Below are 21,519 nucleotides of genomic sequence, written 5' to 3' on the forward strand. Positions count from 1 at the left end.
GGTGTAGACAAGCTGTTGCTCAGGAGTAGGCTTCCATGACCGATAACTTCTGGAAGGACAAATACCCTGTCGGGATCTCCTCCGAAATCGATGCCGACCAGTACCCCAATATCCAGGCCGTACTGAAAGAGTCCTGCCAACGCTTTGCCGATAAGCCTGCTTTCAGCAACATGGGCAAAACCCTGTCCTACGGCGAGCTGTACGAACTCTCTGGCGTTTTCGCCGCCTACCTGCAGAACCACACCGACCTCAAGGCCGGCGATCGCATCGCCGTACAACTGCCCAACGTTCTGCAATACCCGGTCGTGGTGTTCGGCGCCATGCGTGCCGGCCTGATCGTGGTCAACACCAACCCGCTGTACACCGCGCGGGAGATGGAGCACCAGTTCAACGATTCCGGCGCCAAGGCTCTGGTCTGCCTGGCCAACATGGCCCACCTGGCCGAGGAAGTGCTGCCCAAGACCGGCGTCAAGCACGTCATCGTCACCGAAGTGGGTGACCTGCTGCCGCCGCTCAAGCGCCTGCTGGTCAACGCCGTGGTCAAGCATGTGAAGAAGATGGTGCCGGCGTTCAACCTGCCGCAGGCCGTCAAACTGAACAAGGCGCTGGCGCTGGGCCGTGGCAAGTCGTTCACCGAGGCCAACCCGAGCAATGCCGAGATCGCCGTGCTGCAGTACACCGGCGGCACCACCGGCGTCGCCAAGGGCGCCATGCTGACCCACCGCAACCTGGTGGCCAACATGCTGCAGTCCAAGGCGCTGATGGGCTCCAACCTGGGCGAAGGCTGCGAGATCGTCATCTGTCCGCTGCCGCTGTATCACATCTACGCCTTCACCTTCCATTGCATGGCGATGATGCTGACCGGCAACCACAACATTCTGATCACCAACCCGCGCGACCTGCCGGGCACGGTGAAGGAACTGGGCAACTGGAAGTTCACCGCCTTCGTCGGCCTCAACACCTTGTTTGTCGCCCTGTGCAACAATGAAGACTTCCGTCGTCTGGACCTGTCCAGCCTGAAGCTGACCCTGTCCGGTGGCATGGCCCTGCAACTGGCCACTGCCGAGCGCTGGAAGGAAGTCACCGGCTGCTCCATCTGTGAAGGCTACGGCATGACCGAGACCAGCCCGGTCGCCACCGTCAACCCGTATCAGAACATCCAGATCGGCACCATCGGCATCCCGGTTCCGTCGACCCTGTGCAAGGTGATCGATGACGAGGGTAACGATCTGCCGCTGGGCGAGCGCGGCGAACTGTGCGTCAAGGGCCCGCAGGTCATGAAGGGTTACTGGCAGCGCCAGGAAGCCACCGATGAAATCCTCAACGACGGCTGGCTGAAGACCGGCGATATCGCCGTGATTCAGGAAGACGGCTACCTGCGCATCGTCGACCGCAAGAAGGACATGATCCTGGTGTCCGGCTTCAACGTGTACCCCAACGAGCTGGAAGACGTGCTCGCCACCCTGCCGGGCGTGCTGCAGTGCGCCGCTATCGGCGTGCCGGACGAGAAGTCGGGTGAGGCGATCAAGGTGTTCATCGTGGTCAAGCCGGGCGAGAGCCTGAGCAAGGACCAGGTGATGGAGCACATGCGCTCCAACCTCACCGGCTACAAGGTGCCGCGTTTCGTCGAGTTCCGCGATGCGCTGCCGACCACCAACGTCGGCAAGATTCTGCGCCGTGAGCTGCGTGACGAGGAGCTGAAGAAACTGGCCGCGGCCTGATCTTCGCGCTAGCCAGAAAAAGCCCCGCTTCGGCGGGGCTTTTTCGTTTCTGTGTGATGCTCAGCTGCCTTTCTGCATCCGGCGCAGTGCTTGCTGCCGGGCAGTTGGCAGCATGCCCACGGGGCAAGTGCACACCGGTGGTGTGTCGAGGTGCGGAAGACCACCTCGGCCGAATACTCTCCCTGCGCTGCAGAACGGATGCCGAGGGCTTGCGTATCGGGGGATGGTCGAGTGCGTAGTGGCCTCAGCCCGGTGCACTGGCCGCCGGGCAAGCGTGCCTGGGAGGGGACAGGATGCCGATCAGAACTGCCGTCCGGCGCGCCGTGAGCCTGAAGGCCCCGGCAGGCTTTGGTGCTCGCCGCAGAATCTAGACGGCCAGCACCTCGGCGGACAGCTCGCGCAGGCGCTGTCTGTCCTCCTCCAGGGTTAGCACCGCTTCTGCGCGCTTGAGTGCCAGGCCAGAGTGGCGCTGGGCGTCGGCGCGGTAGCAAGGGTCGAGCAGGGCCAGGGTCAGCAGGGCCTTTTGCAGGCGGATACACACTTCGATCAGTGCTGCCCCGTCGCGGGCAATGGGGGTGAACAGATCGTCGAACAGATCCGCCAGGCATAGGTCCGGGGCATGAATGCGGCTGCAGTCGATGACGCGTTTGGCGTCGGCTTCTGTCTGTGACCACAGGGCCAGCACGCGCACGCTACGACCGAGGATGTCGATGGCGGTGCCAGGGTCGTTGACTGCCGGGGACAAGGCGCGCGAGGCGATTTCTGCCAGTACCGCGGCACCGAAGCGCGGGTCCTGCTGATAGGAGCGGCGTGTGCCGATGGTGAATGCGCCGCGCAGCCTCTCATCGCTGTCCTCGTCGATGCCCACCACGGCGGCCAGCGCCTCGCCGGGCGCGATGAAGCTGCCGGGCACGGCCATCAGGTAGATGGCGCAATGCTCGTTCTGGCTCAGTTCGGCCAGAGCCGGCAGATCGATGTGCTGCACGTAGCCGATCTGTTGCGGGTAAATGCGGCGCGCCTCGCGTGGAATTGCTTCGGCCGAGGCCAGACGGCTGCCCCCCAGATTGGGCAGGCGCAGGCGCTCGACCAGAGCGTTGCAGGTGGCGTTCTCGACTCGGTCGCTGGTTTCGCCCACGCGGCCCAGTTGCGCCAGGTGATCGACCCAGCGCAGCAGGGCGATGACGATCAGCACGATGACCACCAGGGTGACCAGGAACAGCAGCACACGCCCCTTGCTGCCATAGGCGCCCGTGCTCAGGGCGACGATGCCGACCAGGCTGAACAGAAAGGAGCCGATGAAGGTGCCCAGTGCGTTCTGCGTAATGCTGTCTTCGATGACCAGGGGCGTGGCGCGTGGGGTGACGGTGCTGGTGGCGGCGGAATAGGCGGCCACCATGATGCTCAAGGAGAAGGTGGTCACCGTGAGCATGCTGGTGGCGAGGATGCTGAGGATCTTGTCCACCGCGTCGGCGCCGACGCTGTTGGCCAGGCTATCCGGCACATAGTCCTTGAAGGCCAGGGCCAACAGGGCACTGACCACGCCGAGCAGGGAAAACAGGCTGGCGCGGAACCACAGGCGCTTGCCGATCTTTCTGATAATCCATTGCCAGCGTGCGGTCATGGGCGGCTCGGCTCAGTCGATGAGCCTCGATTCTGCCTGCCCATGCCGGAGATGAACAGGCGCTACAGCTTCAGCTTGCGAATCGCCTTGCCGAGCGCCTCGGCCAGCTCGACCAGTTCGGCGCTGGTACTGGCCGAGGCCTGCGTCTGCTGCACGGTCTGTTCGGTGACGTCGCGGATGCCCACCACCGAGCGGGTCATTTCCTCGGCCACCTGGCTCTGCTGCTCGGCGGCCACGGCGATCTGCGTGTTGCTCTCGCGCATCAGGGCCACGGCGCGGGCGATGTCGCCCAGCGCAGCACCGGCGGCGTCGGCTTCCTGCACGCAGTGGTCGGCCTTGTGCGAACTTTCCTGCATGAACTCAACGGCATCGCGGCTGGTGGCCTGCAGGTTGCTGATCATGCGGGTGATTTCGTCGGTGGAGTCCTGCACGCGCTTGGCCAGGTTGCGCACTTCGTCGGCGACCACGGCGAAGCCGCGACCCATTTCGCCGGCACGGGCGGCTTCGATGGCGGCGTTGAGGGCGAGCAAATTGGTCTGCTCGGCGATGCCGTGGATGGTCTCGACCATGCTGCCAATGGTGTGGCTGTCATCGGCCAGCTTCTGAATCATCTCGGCGGTCTGCTGTACGCCTTGTGACAGGCTGGCGATGGCCTGGCTGGCGCGGCCGACTACCTGTTGGCCAACGCCACTGAGGCGATCCGCCTCGGTGGACTGGTCGCGGGTGTCGGCGGCGTGCTGGGCGATGTGGTGCACGGTGGTGGACATCTCGTTGATCGCCGTGGCGGCCAGGTCGGTCTCGCTCTGCTGGCCGAGCATGCCGCTGCGGACCTGCTCCATGCTGCTGGCCAGGCGCCGCGCGCCATCGTCCAGGCTGGCAGCGGCCTGGGCTACGGTGCCGACCACGCGCTGGTAGCCGGCCTGCATGGCGTTGAAGGCGCTGGCCATCTGGCCGACTTCGTCACGGCTGTCCAGTTCCACGCGGGCGGCAAGGTCACCGCTGCGCTCGACATGCAGCATCACGTCCTTGAGCTGGTTGAGATGGCTGAGGATAAAGCGGATCAGCAGCTGTGAGGCGCCGAGTAGCAACAGCATCAGCACGAATACGCACAGTGCATAGGCGCCGGCGCGGGCTTCGAACACCTGCCACAGGCTCGGTGCGGTTGCCGCGATGGCCACGCGCTGGCCGCCGACGTCCTGCACCCAGGCACCGATCACCGGCGAATCGCCCCACAGGTCGTCGTGCTGCACATCCACCCAGCCACGGGCGCTGGTGCTCAAACCCAGTGGCGGCGTGCCGCCCGCCGGGAAGGGCAGGGTTTGCGCGTCGCGCGGCAGCTCGCTGCCAGCCGGCCAACTGGCCAGCAGGGTGGCGCGGGCCTGAGCCGATGCGCGCGCCTCCTCGGCGCGGCCGCTGTGCTCCTGTTGCATGGCGAACAGCACCAGCAGCAGCGTGGTGACGAACGCCACCAGGTTGACGGCCCAGAACTTGTACTTCAGCGAGAGATCACGAATCCATGCAGCCATAGTGAGCTTCATCTGCGAGTGAGGGGTGGCACAAGGCCGCTATCTTGCCTGCGACAATGCGACCGCGGTTGATCGGGGTCAAGCGAAGGTCATCTGCTCGGGTTAGCGGTCGCGCTTGGGCAATCTTTAAGGCGTTTGCGGTGTTGCTTGGGAACAACTTTAGTTGTGCCGATTCTCCGTGAGGCCCCCTCGCGACTGAAGTTGCTCCCACAAAAGCTGCTCTTGGCGTTTTCTGGATGCCCGTCCCCGGTTAGGCCCGGCGCCGACAATCTGCGACAATCGCCGCCTTGCCGAAAACTGTGCCTTTCCCGCCCGATGACCGATAACCACGCCTCTTTGCTGAAGAATCTCGACCAGGCCATGCAGGCCGACCGTCACCGCCTGCGCCGTCAGCTGCACGAGCTGCAGAAGAAACCGGACGAAGCCAAGCTGACGCAGTGGCTGGAGCGCTTCCAGGCATCCGTAGCCAAGGTCGAGGCGCGCCAGCGCAGCATTCCGGCCATCCGCTACGACGACGCTCTGCCGATTGCCGCCAAGCGCGACGAGATCAAGGCCGCGCTGCAGAAGAGCCAGGTCGTGGTGATCGCCGGCGAAACCGGCTCGGGCAAGACCACCCAGCTGCCGAAGATCTGCCTGGAAATCGGCCGCGGCGTGCATGGCCTGATCGGCCACACCCAGCCGCGCCGCCTGGCCGCGCGCAGCGTCGCCACCCGCGTGGCCGAGGAAATCGGCTCGCCGCTGGGTGAACTGGTCGGCTACCAGGTGCGCTTCGAGGATCAGAGCAAGGACAGCACGCTGATCAAGCTGATGACCGACGGCATCCTGCTCGCCGAGACCCAGCACGACCGCTTCCTGGAAAAGTACGACACCCTCATCGTCGACGAGGCCCATGAGCGTTCGCTGAACATCGACTTCCTGCTCGGCTACCTGAAGACCCTGCTGCCGCGCCGGCCTGATCTGAAGCTGATCATCACCTCGGCGACCATCGACCTGGAGCGCTTCAGCAAACACTTTGATAACGCCCCGATTATCGAGGTGTCCGGCCGTACCTACCCGGTGGATACCTGGTACCGCCCGTTGGCCGCCGAGGTGGACGAGGAGGGTGAGAGCCTGCTCGACGACCTGACCGTCGACCAGGGCATCCTCGCCGCGCTGGACGAGATCGCCGCCCACGAGAAGGCCGAAGGCAAGCGCCCCGGCGATGTGCTGGTGTTCCTCCCCGGCGAGCGCGAGATTCGCGAGGCCGCCGAGGTGCTGCGCAAGGCCAACCTGCGCTTCACCGAGGTGCTGCCGCTGTACGCGCGCCTGACCCCGGCCGAGCAGCAGAAGATCTTCGCGCCCATGGCCGGGCGCAAGATCGTACTGGCCACCAACGTGGCGGAAACCTCGCTGACCGTGCCGGGCATCCGCTACGTGATCGACTCGGGCACCGCGCGCATCAGCCGCTACAGCTACCGCGCCAAGGTGCAGCGCCTGCCCATCGAGGCGGTGTCCCAGGCCAGCGCCAACCAGCGCAAGGGCCGTTGCGGGCGGGTCGAGCCGGGCATCTGCATCCGCCTGTACAGCGAGGAGGATTTTCTCGGTCGCCCCGAGTTCACCGACCCGGAGATCCTGCGCACCAACCTGGCGGCGGTGATCCTGCAGATGCTCCATCTGCGCCTGGGCAGCATCGAAGACTTCCCCTTTATCGAGCCGCCAGATGGCAAGGCCATCAGCGACGGTTTCACCCTGTTGCAGGAGCTGTCGGCGGTCAATCGCGAGGGCCAGCTCACGCCCATCGGCCGCCAGCTGGCGCGCCTGCCCATCGACCCGCGGTTGGGGCGCATGGTGCTGGAGGCGGCCAGGCTCGGCAGCCTGGACGAGATTCTGATCGTTGCCTCGGCGCTGTCCGTGCAGGATCCGCGCGAGCGGCCGATGGACCGCCAGCAGGCCGCCGACCAGGCCCACGCGCAGTGGAAGGACGTGGATTCCGACTTCGCCGCGCTGATCAACCTGTGGCGCGGCTTCGAGGAAAAACGCCAGGAGCTGGGCAGCAACCCGCTGCGCAGCTGGTGCAAGAAGAACTTCCTCAACTACCTGCGTCTGCGCGAGTGGCGCGACGCCCACCGCCAGCTGGTGCTGATCGCCCGCGACCTGCAGCTCGGCAATGCTCGTGGGAGCGACTTCAGTCGCGATAAAGGTCAGCAGGCCAATGATCGCGGCCAAGGTTCCTCCCACAAGGGCGCGCCCAGCCCGACCAAGGACACCAAGGTCAACGTCATCGTCCGCGAGCAGGCCGAGGCCAGCGAGGCGGCGCAACGGGCCAAGAGCTACGCCGCCGTGCACAAGGCGATTCTCAGCGGCCTGCTCAGCCAGATCGGCCAGAAGACCGAGGATGGCGACTACCTCGGCGCTCGCCAGCGGCGTTTCTGGGTGCACCCATCGTCGGTATTGGGCCGCAAGAAACCGGCCTGGCTGATGACCGCCGAGCTGGTGGAAACCACCAAGCTGTTCGCCCGCATGGTGGCCAAGATCGAGCCGGACTGGATCGAGCCGCTGGCCGGCCACCTGATCAAGAAGAACCACTTTGAACCGCACTGGGAGAAGAAGCGTGGCCAGGTGGTGGCCTACGAGCAAGTCACCCTCTACGGCTTGATCGTGGTCGGCCGCCGCCCGGTGCATTTCGGCCCGGTCGACCCGGTAGCCGCGCGTGAGCTGTTTATCCGCGAGGGCCTGGTGCGCGGCGAGATCAACAGCCGCGCCAAGTGCCTGGCGGCCAACCGCGAGCTGCTCGAGCGCCTCGACGAGCTGGAGGCCAAGGCGCGCCGCCGCGACATCCTGGCCGACGAGGAAACCCTCTACGCCTACTACGAGGCGCGCATCCCGGCGGAGATCCACCAGGCCGCGACCTTCGAGCACTGGTACAAGGCCGAGAGCGCGAAGAATCCGCAGCTGCTGATCATGCGCGAGGAAGACGTGCTGGCACGGGACGCCAAGGAAGTCACTGCCGCGCAGTACCCGGACATCCTCCAGCTCGGCGAGCTGCAGCTGCCGCTGAGCTACCACTTCGAGCCCAATCACCCACGCGACGGCGTGACCCTGCGCGTGCCGGCGCCGCTGTTGCCGCAACTGCCGGCGGATCGGCTGGAATGGCTGGTGCCGGGCCTGATCGAGGCCAAGGCCATCGCCCTGGTGCGCTGCCTGCCCAAGGCGATCCGCAAAAACTTCGTGCCGGTGCCGGACTTCGTCGGCGCGGCGCTGGCCAAGATCGCCTTCGGTCAGGGCTCGCTGCCTGAATCCCTCGGCCGCGAGCTGACCCGCATGACCGGCGCCCGCGTGCCCGAGGAAGCCTGGCGTGATGCGGCTGCGCAGCTGGAAAACCATCTGAAGATGAACCTGGAAGTGGTCGACGCCCGTGGCAAGTTTCTCGGCGAAGGTCGCGACCTGGCCGAGCTGACCGCGCGCTTTGCCGAGGCCAGCCAGGCCGCGTTGGCCATTCCGCAGCAGAAGCAGGAACAGAAGCCTGTCGAGGCCAAGGCCTTCGCCCAGGTCGCCGAGAAGACCCAGCAGAAGATCGCCGGCCTCTCCATGACCGTGTTCCCGGCGCTGGTGGAAGAGGGCGGGGTGGTCAAGGAAGGCCGTTTCCCGACCCAGGCCGAGGCCGACTTCCAGCACCGCCGCGCGCTGCAGAAACTGCTGCTGCAACAGCTGGCCGAGCCGGCCAAGTACCTGCGTGGCAAGCTGCCGGGCCTCACCGAGCTGGGCCTGCTATACCGCGAAATGGGCCGCCCCGAGGCGCTGGTCGAGGACATCCTGCTGGCCAGCCTCGATGCCTGCGTGCTTGAGGGCGAAGCCAGCCTGCCCCGCGATGGTGCCGCATTGGCAGCCCTGGCCGAGAAGAAGCGTGGCGACTGGACGGCGCATGCCGAACGCATCGCCAAGCTCACCCTGGAGATCCTCAAGCTCGCCCACGGTCTGCAGAAGCGCTTCAAGGGCAAGATCGACCTGGCCCAGGCCATGGCGCTCAATGACATCAAGCAGCAGTTGGCCAACCTGGTCTACCCCGGCTTCGTGCGCGAGACGCCGGGCGAGTGGCTGAAGGAAATCCCGCGTTACCTCAAGGCCATCGAACAGCGCTTTGACAAAATCGGCGGGCAGCTGCAGCGCGACCGCGTATGGACTGGCGAACTCAGTGCCGCCTGGGAGCAGTATCAGGCCAGAGCCGCCAAGCACGCTCAGGAGGGCAAGCGCGACGCCGAGCTGGTGCTGTACCGCTGGATGCTGGAGGAGTACCGCGTGTCGCTGTTCGCCCAGCAGCTGGGCACGAAAATGGCCGTGTCGGACAAGCGCCTGAGCAAGCAGTGGAGTCAGGTCGAGGCCTGAGCCGTGCTCATCACGGGCGGTCGAGAAAGGATCGGTCGCTCACGCAGGTGACGTGCCCGCACTGCTCCAGGGCTGGGCTCGGTGCCGATGCGCGGTAATGACTGCTGCCTGTTTGGCAACGGGATGGCCATGGAGCAGGCCGGCGCGAAAAATCTCGAGACCATCGGGCTGCCTCGGCCCGACCACTGGCTGCCGGCAGCGGGCATAATGCGCGGCCTGTTATCGCGCCGTTCGGAGTTGCCCGTCATGTTCGAAATTCAGCCCATGAGTCCCGAGCTCTACCGCCAGCAGACTCGGCGCAGCACCCTGGTGATCGCCGTGCTATTTCTGGCACTGGCCATGCTCTGTTCCACCCTCAGCACCCAGTTACTGGGCACGCCCGGCGGCGACAACTTCAAGTGGAACCTGCTCGGTGTACTCGCCGGCCTGGCGCTGACCGTGGCCATCGTGCGTCAGCTCTTGTGGTCGCAGCCTTTCATGGCGGCCGCCGCTTATGGCTGGGGCCTCAAACGCAGCCTGATGCGCGTCACCAACGTCATGCACCATGTGAAAGCCGGCGTGGCGGCAGGCGACGACAGCGCCTACAAGCTGCTGCGCTTCTACCACCTGGGCCTGCAGCAGATGTATCAGCTGGATGGCAACAGCAGCGAGCTGAGCCAGCTGGTGCGCGAGATCGATGCCCATCGCGAATTGATGGAGCAACGCGGGCTGGACCTGCAACAGAAACGTCTCGACCCGGCCTGGATCGAGACGGTCAAGGGCCTCAAGGTCTGAATTCGCCGAGTCGTCGAGCCATGCACGCCTGCCTCATCGTCGACGGCCACCTGCAACCCGCTACCCAGTCCGCCCAGTACGTACCCTGGTGGAGCTTCAGCAAGACGGCGCTCGCCGCCACGGCCCTGAGCCTGGTGCGCGACGGTCTGCTCGGCCTTGACGATACGCTGCCCGCAGGCCCTTTCAGCCTGCGCCAGCTGCTGCGCCACGAGGCCGGACTGGCCGACTATGGCGAGCTGGCCGAATACCACGCCGCCGTCGCCCGACCTGATCCGCCCTGGTCGGCCGAAGAAATGCTGCAGCGTCTCGACGCCACGCGTCTGCGCTACCCGCCGGGCGATGGCTGGCGCTACTCCAATGTCGGTTATCTGTATGTGGCGCAGCTTATTGAACGGACTACTGGCCTGGTGCTTGAACAGGCACTGCGCCAACGCCTGTTTGCACCGCTGGGGTTGACCCAGGTGCGCCTGGCTGTTGCGCCCAGCGACCTGCTGAATGTGTGCATGGGCGAGGCGAGCGCCTACCACCCGGGCTGGGTCTACCATGGCCTGCTGGTCGGCCCGCTTAGCGAGGCCGCATGGCTGCTCGACCGCCTGCAAGCTGGTGAGCTGCTACCACCTGGCTTGCTGCAGACCATGCGCGAAGCCCGCGTGCTGGGTGGCCCGATCCCCGGGCGGCCGTGGACCGCGCCCGGTTATGCCCTGGGTCTGATGCAGGGGCCGGCGAATAATGGCCTGCTGTTGAGTGGCCACACGGGTGGCGGGCCGGGGAGCGTGATTGCGGTTTACCACTGCGCCCAGGGTGAGCGCACAGCCACCGTAGCGGTGTTCGCCACGGATGCGGCGGAGGGTGCGGTCGAGTCGGCGGCTGTGCATCAGTTAACTGCCGCTCTGTGCTAGACCAGGATTGCCATCCAGGGCCACGTCAGGCGCAGCAGGCCAACCTGCTCAATTATCGTGCGTCGAGTCAGCCCTACTCGCATGCCGATCAGCGTCGCGGCGATGCTGGCGCGCGCCCCGCGATGTCCTTGATGTACAGCGCCCCGACCTTCTCCCGTGCCCAGGGCGTTTTGCGCAGGAACTTGAGGCTGGATTCGACACTGGGCTCATGCTGAAAGCAGCGGATGGTGATGAGCTGGCCGAGGCGCTCCCAGCCGTACTTGTCGACCAGCGCCTGGAGGATGGCTTTCAGGGGCAGGCCATGGAGGGGGTCGTTGCTCATCGATTGTTGCTCGGGGCTATGGGATTGGGCGGCACTGTAACGCGGGAGCTGCAAAGGGGGGAGGGTCTTGCGCACTGGCCTGTTCTCGATCTCCGACTCCCTGGCTGCCGTGTAAATGACACACAACCGCCCAGGGCTGTCACTGTCATTTACACGCTCAGAGCCTGTTCAGGCTGCTGTTAGCTGGAGGCTGGAGGAAGCGGCCCCAGGAACATGGTTTTCAGACGATCGCGCCCTAATACCCGGGTCAATTCCGAGATGACGCAATACATGAAGATCAAGGTAATGAGCAGAATCTGAACTGCCCAGAATTGAGGCCAGTTCATAGACTCCCAGAGCATGGAGTTAGCCTCTGCGAGGCTTGTCGCTTCTTTTCCGAACTCGTACAGCCGCTCCAGATAATGGATCGCGAGCGCGACCAACGCATACATCAGAGTCTTCCAGGAGACATTCCAGATCAGCGGTTTCTCGGGAAAACGATTGATAAAGGGCAGCATGTCCGCGATCAAGACTGCCTTGCCCAGTACCAGCGATGCGATCAGAACTGAGGCAGAAACTGGAAGCGGAACGCCTGTGCTTTTGATCATCAGCCCACGAATGAGGGCCACGATGTGCAGAATGATGAAAAAGAACAGCGTAGGCGGAAGCGCCTTTAGCGCTTCATGTTTTAGTTTGATCAACAGCGTTTTCATATTGCCCTCCGGTAGGCGTTACAAGCTTGGCGTTTATTAATTGACTGAGCTTAGTGCAGTATTTGAATTCGCCCCTTGTACGTACATGCCGGCATCTTTTACGGCGTGACGCTTCGTTCTCGGGTGTCCGGCGTTGTGATCAGCCTGGAGGTGTCACATGCCACCCCGTCTTCTAGCAAAGCGCTGCCAGCCATCTTCGAGTACTCCCAGGAGCCGCCAGCGAAGGGCGACCCAGCGCGCCAGACCGACTGATCAGGCAGCGCTGTGTCGTCTCGGTGGTATGTGTCCGGGTTGGGGGAGCGCGATGAAATCGATGCGTTCAAGGCGCGTGAAGGGGCGCGCCGCAGATCTATGTCGGGGGCGCCACAGGCGGCGGCGCTTTTGAGGGTGTTGACCTGACGTGCGCTGGCGTGCGGCCATGTGCCGGCTGGCAAGCCTCAGTGGCTTGCTGTGCCGCGCTTTTCCAGTAAGTGCCTGGCCTGCCTTGGCACGCAGTGCCGCAGGCCTAGTCAGGGTCAGTCATGGGCGCCGGCGCGCTTGAGCAGCTGCTTGCAGCGTTCCGACAGATGCACCACGCGCAGGTGCTTGCCGGCGCGTTCGTAGCGTTCGCGCAGGGTCTTCAGCGCGGCGATGGCCGAGTAGTCGACAAAGCTCAGGTGGCGGCAATCCAGGGTCACCTGCTGCGGGTCACCCGCCACGTCGAACAGGTTGAGGAAGGGTGTGGTGCTGGCGAAGAACAGTGTGCCGTGGGCGCGGTACAGCTTGCTGCCGTCAGCCTGCTCGTCGCTGTCGGCGTACAGCTCGCGGGCATGGTGCCAGGCGAAGTTGAGCGCGGCGATGACGATGCCGCAGAGCACGGCGGTGGCCAGGTCGGTGAATACGGTGATCACCGTTACCGCGCCGATCACCAGTACGTCGCTGGTCGGCACCTTGCCCAGTACGCGCAGCGAGCCCCAGGCGAAGGTCTGCTGCGAGACCACGAACATCACCCCGACCAGCGCGGCCAGCGGGATCAGCTCGATCAGCGGCGAGAGGAACAGCACGAACAGCAGGATCATCACGCCGCTGACCACGCCGGACAGGCGGCCACGGCCACCGGAGCTGAGGTTGATCACGGTCTGCCCGATCATCGCGCAGCCGCCCATGCCGCCGAATGCTCCGGAGACCATGTTGGCCGCGCCCAGGGCCACGCACTCGCGGTTGGTGTGGCCGCGGCTCTGGGTGATCTCGTCGGTGAGGTTCAGCGTCAGCAGGGTTTCCAGCAGACCGACCAAGGCCATGAGGGTGGCGTAGGGCGCGATGATGCGCAGGGTTTCCAGGTTCCAGGGGATGTCCGGCAAGGCGAACTGCGGCAGGCCGCCGGCGATATGCGCCATGTCGCCAAGGGTGCGGGTCGGCAGGTCGAGCAGGTAGACCAGCAGGCCGACACCGAGGATCGCCACCAGTGCTGCCGGCACCGCGCGGGTCAGTCTCGGCAACAGGTAAACCACCGCCATGGTCAGCGCCACCAGGCCGAGCATCCAGTACAGCGGCGCGCCGCTGAGCCAGCCTTCTTCGCTGTGGAAGTGCTCCAGCTGGGACAGGGCAATGACGATGGCCAGGCCGTTGACGAAGCCGAGCATCACCGGGTGCGGCACCATGCGCACCAGCTTGCCCAGACGCAGCACGCCGAACAGGATCATCAGCAGGCCACCGAGCAGCACCGTGGCTAGCAGGTATTGCGCGCCGTGCTGCACCACCAGGGCGACGATCACCACCGCCATCGAACCGGCCGCGCCGGAGATCATGCCTGGCCGGCCACCGAACAGCGCGGTGATGGTGCAGATGATGAACGCGCCGTACAGGCCCATCAGCGGGTTGAGCTGGGCGACCAGGGCGAAGGCTATGCACTCGGGCACCAGGGCGAAGGACGAGGTGAGGCCGGCGAGGACGTCGGCGCGCAGACGGGCGATTTTCATGGGCTTCCAGGAGCGATGACAGCCGGTTTGCCCGGCCGTGGTCAACAAGCGAGGGGCGCTATGGTACGCAACCCTGCCCGGTGAGCCAACCGCCAGGGTATGCGCGCCGCTGGGGCTAGCGGTGTTCTAACCAGCCTATTAGCCCCACGGTTTACCCCAGCAGGCGGTCTGGGCAGCGGTTTTTTGTGGGAGTGGCTTTCGCCACGATTGGGGCCTGGCAGAAAAAGCATCGCGGCTGAAGCGGAATGCCGCCCAGCCGCTCCCACAAAAGCTTGTCTGCGCACTGTAGGAGGGGCCTTGGCCGCGACGCTCTTGCACTGCCCTGGTCGCGGCCAAGGCCTCTTCCACAGCCGCATGCGGTGAAGTTCGGGGTCAGTTCAACCGGTAACGCGCCAGTTCCTGTGGCGTAAGCACCTTCATGCGCTGCGGCTCGATGGCCTGCATGTCGCTGGCCAGGCTGGGTGAGACGCCCATGCTGCTCAGGTAGTCTGCCGCGTTGTAGGGCATGCCGGCACGGCTGGCTTGGGCCGACTCGCCAGCGGGAAAGTGTGGGCGGTGGATGGCGACGTGCCCCTTCACCATTCTTTTGCGCCCGGCGGCCAGCAGGTATACGCAGCTGCCCTGGCACACGCCGGTGGAGGGTACCAGCGTTTCAAAGCCGGTCTCGCGCAGCAGGCGACCTATGCGCATGGCCTCGGCGGTGCTGCCGCCGATGCTGTCGAGCAGGGCGATCCGCCGAGCGAACTTGCCGGGGTGGGCACGCAGGCCCTTGAGCAGAGCGTCGTAGTCGCCGGGGGCGATATCCTCGGAAATCTTGGCGACCAGCACGTGGCCGAGGGGTTTCTGTTCACCGGACTCGACCTCGACCTTGGCCAGGGCGCTGGTGCTGATGAGCGCAGCGAGGCAAAAGGGGGCGGCGCGCAGGAAGGAACGGCTCATGGGGACTACGGGTTCTGGCTGATACGACGGCGCAGAAGATACCCGGAGCGCGCGCCGTGTGCACCTGCTCTGGTGCACCGGCGCGATGGCTGGCTCAGTTGCGGCTGGGAATGCTCAGGCCACGCTGTACGGCGGGGCGGGCGAGGAAGGCGTCGAGCACGCGGCGCACGTTGGCGAAGCGCTCGAACTGCACCAAATCGCCTGCTTCGTAGAAGCCGATCAGGTTGCGAATCCAGGGGAAGGTGGCGATGTCGGCGATGCTGTAGTCGTCGCCCATGATCCACTGGCGACCTTGCAGGTGCGTGTCCAGCACGCCGAGCAAACGTGCGGATTCGGCGACGTAGCGGTCACGCGGGCGCTTGTCCTCGTAGTCGCGGCCGGCGAATTTGTGGAAGAAACCGAGCTGGCCGAACATCGGGCCGATGCCGCCCATCTGCCACATCAGCCACTGGATGGCCTGGTAGCGCTGGGCCGGATCGTGCGGCAACAACTGGCCGGTTTTCTCGGCCAGGTAGATGAGGATGGCGCCGGACTCGAACAGGGCCAGCGGTTCGCCGTTCGGGCCATTGGGGTCGAGGATGGCCGGGATCTTGTTGTTCGGGTTGAGGGAGAGAAACTCGGGGCTGAGCTGGTCGTTGGTTTCAAAACTGACCAGATGCGGCTCGTAGGCCAGGCCGAGCTCCTCCAGCATGATCGACACCTTGACGCCGTTGGGCGTGGGCAGCGAATACAGCTGCAGGCGCTCGGGATGCTGGGCGGGCCATTTGCGGGTGATGGCGAAGGCGGACAGGTCGGTCATGGGATTCCCTGGTGACGTTGGGTGTGCGGCGATCAGAACATTTCGCGCACACAGGGTGAAATTGAACGTCATGCTAATGTCCATCGACAGGGCTGATTCACGCCTGGTTCCCTGCGCGCAGCCGAGCCGGTATGGTGCGAGCTTTCTCAACCGGGTCACGGAGCTTTCACCATGAGCCTGCACGGCCAATACGATGCGCAGAACATCTTCGCCAAGATCATTCGTGGCGAGGCCCCCTGCTACAAGCTGTATGAGGACGACGACGTACTCGCTTTTCTCGACCTGTTTCCGCAGTCCTACGGCCATTGCCTGGTGATTCCGAAGAAGGCCGAGGCACGCAATATCCTGGAAATCGATGACGCCAATCTGGCCAAGTTGATGGCTGCCGTGCGCAAGGTCGCCCAGGCTGTGGTCGACGAACTTCAACCTGCCGGTGTACAGGTGGCCCAGTTCAACGGCGCCCCGGCGGGGCAGACGGTGTTCCATATCCATGTGCACATCGTGCCGCGTTACGACGGCGAACAACTCGGCATCCACGCTGCCAAGCAGGGTGATGCCGAAGCGCTCAAGGCGTTGCAGGCGCGACTGGTCAAGCGTCTCGGCTGATCACTTGCCCATGCCGCCAGGGGCGGACAGGGTCCGTCCGGCGAAAACGCCGCGCTCCTTTACCGGGCGCGGCGTTTTTTGTTGTCTACCAGCGGGCTGCCCTCATGGCTACGCGCCCATCTTGCCTGTGCTCATGGCGCGTCCGGCGGCTTGTGCACTCTGAGGCGCGCGGTACATCGCCATCAGCAGGCTGAAAATCCTGCCCGGAACGGTGGCTCTCGCTGGCATCGAGAGATGGCGTTACATCTGCGCGTCGAGCGATGCCTGGATCAAGGCTTGAGTGGCGGCGACTTAGCGCCAATACTGCATCGACTCCACGCACGCCCAAGGAGGGCTCCCATGCGTTCGTTCCTCGCTGTTCTTCCCCTGGTTGTTCTGGCTGGTTGCTCCTCGTTCCGCCCCGATCCCGAGAACATCACTGAGGTGCCGGGCGACCGCCTGCTGGCCTATCAAGACGAATTCCAGAACGGTGGGCAACTGGTGGTGAATCGCGACATGGGCTTGATGGGCGGTGGCTGCTACGTGGCCATCGAGGTGGACCGCAAGCTTGCTGCGCGCATTGGCATGGCCGAGGTGGCCAGCTTCCAGGTGCCGGCCGGCACCCGGGTGCTGGGTCTGAAGATCGATCCACTGGACGATACCCTGTGCGGCATGGGTCGCCTGCACAAGGAGCTGGCGGTCAAGGTCGAGCCGGGCAGCGTGCAGTATTTCCAGGTGGTGAGTGAAAACACGGGCGGCTTCGATATTCGTCCGGATAACGCGCCGCCCCAGCGCTAGGCCAACAAGAGGAAGGCTGCATGGTTAAGTTCGCGCGTTTCCCGCTGGTTTTCGCGCTGCTAGGCAGCCTGTCCGCCCAGGCCGGCGAGTGGCCGCCGGAGGTTCGCCATACCTTCCGCCAAAGCTGTATCGACAGCGCCAGCCAGGCACTGGGCAAACAGCGGGCGCTGCTCTATTGCGAGTGCACCGTGGCGCGTATCGGCACTGACTTCACTACGGCGCAGATCGCCGAACTGGACAAGGCGCAACTGCCGGAGCCGCTGGTCAAGCGCTTGCAACAGGTTTCCCAGCAATGCCTGGGATCGTTGGGCGCTCAGCGATAGCGGGCGAGGATGGCGTCGAATTCGCCGTCCTGTTTCATCTGCACCATGGCCCTCAGCAGGCGTTGCGTAGGCACATCCGGTTCGTCGCGTACCAGGCAGGAAATCAGATCGGCGGCCAGCTCGCCAATCGGGCGCAGGCGCTTTGCCGGGGGCTGATTGCGGTTGAACCAGTCCAGTGTCAGCTGGTTGCTCACGGCAAAGCGGTAGCGGCCGGCGATGAGCTTTTCCAAAGCCAGTTCCTGGGTGCGGGCATCGTCGCGCTGAATCAGGCCGCTGGCGATTTGTGGCTCCAACGTAGGGTAGATAAAGCCCAGTACCGTGCCGATGCGCTCACCGCTGTGGCTGCCGGGCAGGGCCGTTTCGTCGTGGCGGGAGACCAGCAGATCGCGCTGCACCATGAACGGCAGGCTCCAGATGTATTGATGGTGGGACTCCTTGACCCAGTCCGGGTTGACGTAGCAACGCACATCAATTTCGCCGCGCAGCAGCACCTGCTGCACGCGTTGGCGCGGCAGCACCAGTTGCTGTGCCTGGCGGCCGATCTTCTCGGCCAGGCGCTGGTGCAGGTCGAACAGGATGCCGCCAGCGGCACGGCCCTGCTCGTAGCGCATCATGGGCATGCCCCAGCTTTCGTTTACCGAAAAGCGTAGGGGGCGCTCGGCAGCGAAGCTCTGGTGGCAGAGCAGCAACAGGACGACAGCAATCAGGCGCATGCAATGACCGAACCGGATGGCGGCAAGGGTGATCGCAGCTTACCCAAGAATGGTGCTGGCCAGTTCATTAACTGCGCCACAGCGGATTAGCGGCCATCAGTTCGCTGGCCCAGTCAGCGAAGGCACGCACCCGTGCCGAGAGATGGCGTGAGTAGGGGTAGACCAGACTCATGGTCATACTTTCCAGGCGCCATTCGGGTAGCAGCTCCACCAGTCGCCCTTCGGCCAAGGGTTGCTGCGCTTCTGCATGCGGCACGGTGACGAAACCCAGGCCGGCTTCGGCGGCGGCGATATAGGCGCCTCCGCTGTTGAAGCGCATGGCCGGTGTCTGTTCAAGGACGAAACGCTCCTCGCCGCGCTGCAAAATATTGGTCTTCTGCCGCCCGGTGGCGGGGTAGACGAAGGCCAGGTAGCGCAGCGCAGCCAGGTCGCTCGGGTGCCGGGGCATGGGCTTGTCGGCCAGGTAGGCCGCCGAGGCGCAGAGGGTGAAATGCATCTGGCCTATGGGCTTGCACACCAGATCCGGGGTATGCACGGGGCCGCCGCGAATGGCGCAGTCCACGCTTTCCTGAACCAGGTCAACAACCCGCTCACTGCAACCGACATCCAGGTTTACCTGTGGGTATCGGGCAACGAAGTCGGGCAAGGCAGGGATCACCAGAAAGCGGCCGACTGGTGTCGGCATTTCCACGCGTACGCGACCGCGCGCCAGGCTGCGATGCTGCGCCATCGTGGTTTCCAGCTCATCGAGGTCATCGAGCACAACGCGGGCGCGTTCGTAATAGGCGGCGCCATCTGTGGTGGGAGAAACGCGGCGAGTGGTGCGGTGCAGCAGCTTGACTCCGAGCTGCACTTCCAACGCGGCAACCTGGCCGGACACCGTGGTTTTGGCCAGGCCCAGCGCCTCAGCTGCGCGGGTGAAGCTGCCAAGCTCAACGATGCGGCAGAAGGCGCGCATCGCTTCCAGGCGGTCTAAGGCCATTGTCCGTTTACTCGCATAATGTTTGCGTGGCTGGATAATTTATCTGGATTTTTTCGAGCAATACAGTGGCGATCAATCCCGTTACGACATCGGACCACTTCGGAGGAATCGCCATGATGACCAGCCAGCGCAACAACTATCACCTGACCGCTCCGCATGTGTTCAAGGCTGTCTACGCCCTGGACCAGACACAGGCCGCCTTCACTCTGGAAACCTCGCTAGGCGAGCTGATCAAGGTACGTGCCTCGCAGCTCAACGGCTGCGCCCTGTGCCTGGACATGCACAGTGCCGAAGCGTTGAAGCATGGCGAGTCGGCGCGCCGCCTGTTGGCATTGGCAGCCTGGGAGGATGCGCCGTTCTTCAGCGAACGCGAGCGCGCCGCTCTGCTATGGACCGATAGCCTGACCCGCCTGCCCTCGCAGCACGTCTCGGACGCGCTGTACGACCAGGTGGCGGCGCATTTCAATGAGGTGGAAATGGCCGAGCTGACCTTGGCTATTGCCACCATCAACCTGTGGAACCGCTTCGGCGTCGGTTTTGCCATGCAGCCCACCCAATAAGGCATTGCCTGCGGGAGGTCGATATGTTGCGCGAGGTACTGATCGAGACGGCTCATCTGGATGAACACGCCCTGCGCCAGCACCTGGTGGTGCTGGTCGAGCAGGGTTGGCAACTGGAGGCTTGTGGACGGTGCTGGCCTGTCGCTGGGTACGCCGGCTGGACTTCTCAGCGGGTTAGCGGCAAGGCCAGGCCCATGGCGCCGAACAGCCCCCCGCAGCAGCGGTTAAAACCACGCCCGGCACGTTCCAGCCAGGGGCGGGTGCGCTGGGCAGTACGTGCCAGCAGGTACTCCACCAAGCCTTCGACTACGGCGAAGGTCGCCGCCATGATCGCGAACTGCAGCCACAGGCTGCGCCCCGGGTCGAGAAATTGCGGCAGGAAGGCGCCGAAGAACAGGATCACCTTGGGGTTGGATAACGCCGACAGCAGTCCCTGGCGGAACAACTGTACACCCGGGCGTGGCGCGGCCGACTGCAGTGGCGTGAGGTGCAGCGGTGGCGAGCGCCACAACTGGATACCGAGCCAGATCAGGTAGGCGGCGCCGACCCATTTGAGAATCAGCAGGGCGTCGGCCGAGGCTTTGAGCAGGGCAGCCAGGCCGAACATCGACAGGGCCATCAGCAGGACGAAACCGAGCATGCCGCCGCTGACTGTCCACAGGGTGCGGCGATGGCCGTAAAGCGCACCGTGGGTGAGGGCAAGCAGGCCGTTGGGGCCTGGCGTCAGCGACAGTCCGAAGACGGCAGTGAGATAGATCAGCCAGGTATGCAGGGCCATGGTGGTTGCCAGTCAGAAGAGCGAAGCGCAGACGCTAACCGATAGGCGACACCGCTCACAAGCGGCTATCCCGTAGGTTGGTGCTGAGCATCGCGAAGCCCAACACCAAAACCCAACGCCACGATCAAACCCGATCAGCTAAAGCCAGCTTGACGCCCAGCAGGGTGAACAATCCACCCGTGCAGCGCTCCAGCCAGAGTCCCACGCGGCGGCCGACCTGCAGGCGCTGCTGGGCAAAGGCGCTGGAGAGCGCCAACAGGTGGCACCAGAGCATGCCGTTGAGGTTGAAGATGGCGCCCAGCAGGAGAAAGGCCAGGGCCTTGTGTTCGGCGTCCGGGCTGATGAACTGGGGGACGAAGGCCATGAAGAACAGTGCCACCTTGGGGTTGAGCACGTTGGTCAGGAAACCCTGGGCGAAGATACGCCCGTACGGCAGAGCGGGTAGCGCGCTGGCGGGCTTCGCGGCCTCGTCACGTTTGGTCAGCAGCATGCTGATGCCGATGTACAGCAGGTAGGCCGCACCCACCAGCTTGACCACCATGAATGCCGTCGCCGAGGTGGCCAGCAGGGCGGACATGCCCAGGGCAGCGGCGACTATGTGCACGCAGGTGCCGGCGCCAATGCCCAGAGCCGCCGCCGAGCCTGCGCGCCAGCCCTGAGTGGCACTGCGGGCCATGATCAGTAATGAGTCGGGGCCGGGTGCGATGTTCAGCAGCAGGCCGGAAATGATGAAGAGCGCTAGGTCATGGGTGCCGAGCATGGCGGTTTCCTAGGGTGGCTGCGGGCGATTCTGCTATTTCCGGAATGATCGGTCAAAAATCGCATCGATTGACTATTCTGGGTCGTTAAAGGTGCACTCTGTTGAGCTTCTGGACGAGCTTTGACGATGATTAAGGATGTCGTCTCATTTGCCGATGATCCTGCTTTAAATATGTGTCTTCGCCTCTTTTGCGTGCATCTTCACAGGATCGCACAAGGGCCTGCCACCAGTCTGTTGTCATGCTGCTACGGCAGCGCAGGCCGGTCGGCTGTGGCACACTTCGCAGCCTACTGCAGAGTGCCTGCCCGGTTTCTTGCGCACCTGCAACCGAATTCGCGCTTTGGCCCTGGCGCCGAGTGCCGTCGATCAGTCAGCCGCCTGCGGCGGTATAAAAAGAGGAATGTCCT

Annotated in this window: 19 protein-coding genes; 8 read left to right on the forward strand and 11 right to left on the reverse strand. The window is 64.4% G+C overall.

Annotated features, from left to right (window positions below; all coding sequences use genetic code 11):
- Positions 1 to 35: 35 nt before the first annotated feature.
- Positions 36 to 1,721, forward strand: coding sequence for a long-chain-fatty-acid--CoA ligase FadD1 (gene fadD1, locus P7A97_RS17040; RefSeq protein ID WP_277691264.1), 1,686 nt, complete (start codon positions 36 to 38; stop codon positions 1,719 to 1,721).
- A 367-nt stretch (positions 1,722 to 2,088) separates the two neighbouring features.
- Here fadD1 and P7A97_RS17045 read toward each other — a convergent pair whose 3' ends face one another.
- Positions 2,089 to 3,342 carry a DUF2254 domain-containing protein gene (locus P7A97_RS17045; RefSeq protein WP_277691265.1) on the reverse strand — a complete coding sequence of 418 codons (1,254 nt, stop codon included), beginning with the start codon at positions 3,340 to 3,342 and terminating at the stop codon, positions 2,089 to 2,091.
- Between the two features lie 62 nt (positions 3,343 to 3,404).
- The gene (locus P7A97_RS17050; RefSeq protein WP_277691266.1) at positions 3,405 to 4,868 is read right to left on the reverse strand and encodes a methyl-accepting chemotaxis protein; all 1,464 of its coding nucleotides are present in this window, start codon (positions 4,866 to 4,868) and stop codon (positions 3,405 to 3,407) included.
- A 315-nt stretch (positions 4,869 to 5,183) separates the two neighbouring features.
- Between P7A97_RS17050 and hrpA the strand changes: the two genes are divergently transcribed.
- From hrpA to P7A97_RS17065, 3 genes are all read left to right on the forward strand, one after another.
- Positions 5,184 to 9,230 carry an ATP-dependent RNA helicase HrpA gene (gene hrpA, locus P7A97_RS17055; RefSeq protein ID WP_277691267.1) on the forward strand — a complete coding sequence of 1,349 codons (4,047 nt, stop codon included), beginning with the start codon at positions 5,184 to 5,186 and terminating at the stop codon, positions 9,228 to 9,230.
- Positions 9,231 to 9,476: 246 nt separating this feature from the next.
- Positions 9,477 to 10,004, forward strand: a complete 528-nt coding sequence (locus tag P7A97_RS17060; protein ID WP_277691268.1) for a DUF3087 domain-containing protein — start codon at positions 9,477 to 9,479, stop codon at positions 10,002 to 10,004.
- Positions 10,005 to 10,024: 20 nt separating this feature from the next.
- Positions 10,025 to 10,903, forward strand: coding sequence for a serine hydrolase domain-containing protein (locus P7A97_RS17065; RefSeq protein ID WP_277691270.1), 879 nt, complete (start codon positions 10,025 to 10,027; stop codon positions 10,901 to 10,903).
- Positions 10,904 to 10,991: 88 nt separating this feature from the next.
- Here P7A97_RS17065 and P7A97_RS17070 read toward each other — a convergent pair whose 3' ends face one another.
- From P7A97_RS17070 to P7A97_RS17090, 5 genes are all read right to left on the reverse strand, one after another.
- The gene (locus tag P7A97_RS17070) at positions 10,992 to 11,225 is read right to left on the reverse strand and encodes a VF530 family protein (RefSeq protein ID WP_277691272.1); all 234 of its coding nucleotides are present in this window, start codon (positions 11,223 to 11,225) and stop codon (positions 10,992 to 10,994) included.
- A 179-nt stretch (positions 11,226 to 11,404) separates the two neighbouring features.
- Positions 11,405 to 11,917 carry a hypothetical protein gene (locus P7A97_RS17075; RefSeq protein ID WP_277691273.1) on the reverse strand — a complete coding sequence of 171 codons (513 nt, stop codon included), beginning with the start codon at positions 11,915 to 11,917 and terminating at the stop codon, positions 11,405 to 11,407.
- Positions 11,918 to 12,432: 515 nt separating this feature from the next.
- Entirely contained in the window at positions 12,433 to 13,875 is a 1,443-nt protein-coding gene (locus tag P7A97_RS17080) for a SulP family inorganic anion transporter (protein ID WP_277691274.1), read from the reverse strand.
- A 372-nt stretch (positions 13,876 to 14,247) separates the two neighbouring features.
- Positions 14,248 to 14,814 (reverse strand): hypothetical protein, encoded by a 567-nt coding sequence (locus tag P7A97_RS17085; RefSeq protein ID WP_277691275.1) that lies wholly within the window; start codon positions 14,812 to 14,814, stop codon positions 14,248 to 14,250.
- Positions 14,815 to 14,908: 94 nt separating this feature from the next.
- Positions 14,909 to 15,613: a glutathione S-transferase N-terminal domain-containing protein gene (locus tag P7A97_RS17090; protein WP_277691278.1), complete on the reverse strand. Its 705-nt coding sequence runs from the start codon at positions 15,611 to 15,613 to the stop codon at positions 14,909 to 14,911.
- Positions 15,614 to 15,784: 171 nt separating this feature from the next.
- On the opposite strand from P7A97_RS17090, the gene P7A97_RS17095 reads away from it, so the two are divergent.
- From P7A97_RS17095 to P7A97_RS17105, 3 genes are all read left to right on the forward strand, one after another.
- Complete coding sequence (locus tag P7A97_RS17095; RefSeq protein ID WP_277691279.1) at positions 15,785 to 16,219, forward strand: HIT family protein; 435 nt, start codon at positions 15,785 to 15,787, stop codon at positions 16,217 to 16,219.
- A gap of 339 nt (positions 16,220 to 16,558) precedes the next feature.
- Positions 16,559 to 16,996, forward strand: a complete 438-nt coding sequence (locus P7A97_RS17100) for a 3-isopropylmalate dehydratase (protein ID WP_277691280.1) — start codon at positions 16,559 to 16,561, stop codon at positions 16,994 to 16,996.
- Between the two features lie 20 nt (positions 16,997 to 17,016).
- Positions 17,017 to 17,319: a hypothetical protein gene (locus tag P7A97_RS17105; RefSeq protein ID WP_277691282.1), complete on the forward strand. Its 303-nt coding sequence runs from the start codon at positions 17,017 to 17,019 to the stop codon at positions 17,317 to 17,319.
- Here the strand turns inward: P7A97_RS17105 and P7A97_RS17110 are convergent.
- Complete coding sequence (locus P7A97_RS17110; protein ID WP_277691283.1) at positions 17,310 to 18,032, reverse strand: ABC transporter substrate-binding protein; 723 nt, start codon at positions 18,030 to 18,032, stop codon at positions 17,310 to 17,312. The genes P7A97_RS17105 and P7A97_RS17110 overlap by 10 nt on opposite strands.
- Before the next feature lie 67 nt (positions 18,033 to 18,099).
- Positions 18,100 to 19,014 carry a LysR family transcriptional regulator gene (locus P7A97_RS17115; protein ID WP_277691284.1) on the reverse strand — a complete coding sequence of 305 codons (915 nt, stop codon included), beginning with the start codon at positions 19,012 to 19,014 and terminating at the stop codon, positions 18,100 to 18,102.
- Between the two features lie 116 nt (positions 19,015 to 19,130).
- On the opposite strand from P7A97_RS17115, the gene P7A97_RS17120 reads away from it, so the two are divergent.
- Positions 19,131 to 19,574: a carboxymuconolactone decarboxylase family protein gene (locus tag P7A97_RS17120; RefSeq protein ID WP_277691349.1), complete on the forward strand. Its 444-nt coding sequence runs from the start codon at positions 19,131 to 19,133 to the stop codon at positions 19,572 to 19,574.
- Positions 19,575 to 19,740: 166 nt separating this feature from the next.
- Here the strand turns inward: P7A97_RS17120 and P7A97_RS17125 are convergent, their stop codons facing one another.
- Together P7A97_RS17125 and P7A97_RS17130 are read right to left on the reverse strand one after the other, a co-directional pair.
- The gene (locus P7A97_RS17125) at positions 19,741 to 20,352 is read right to left on the reverse strand and encodes a LysE family translocator (RefSeq protein WP_277691285.1); all 612 of its coding nucleotides are present in this window, start codon (positions 20,350 to 20,352) and stop codon (positions 19,741 to 19,743) included.
- 124 nt (positions 20,353 to 20,476) lie between these two features.
- Entirely contained in the window at positions 20,477 to 21,112 is a 636-nt protein-coding gene (locus P7A97_RS17130; protein ID WP_277691287.1) for a LysE family translocator, read from the reverse strand.
- Positions 21,113 to 21,519 lie beyond the last annotated feature (407 nt).

Source organism: Pseudomonas sp. GOM6 (genome assembly GCF_029537485.1).
Classification (GTDB): Bacteria; Pseudomonadota; Gammaproteobacteria; order Pseudomonadales; family Pseudomonadaceae; genus Aquipseudomonas.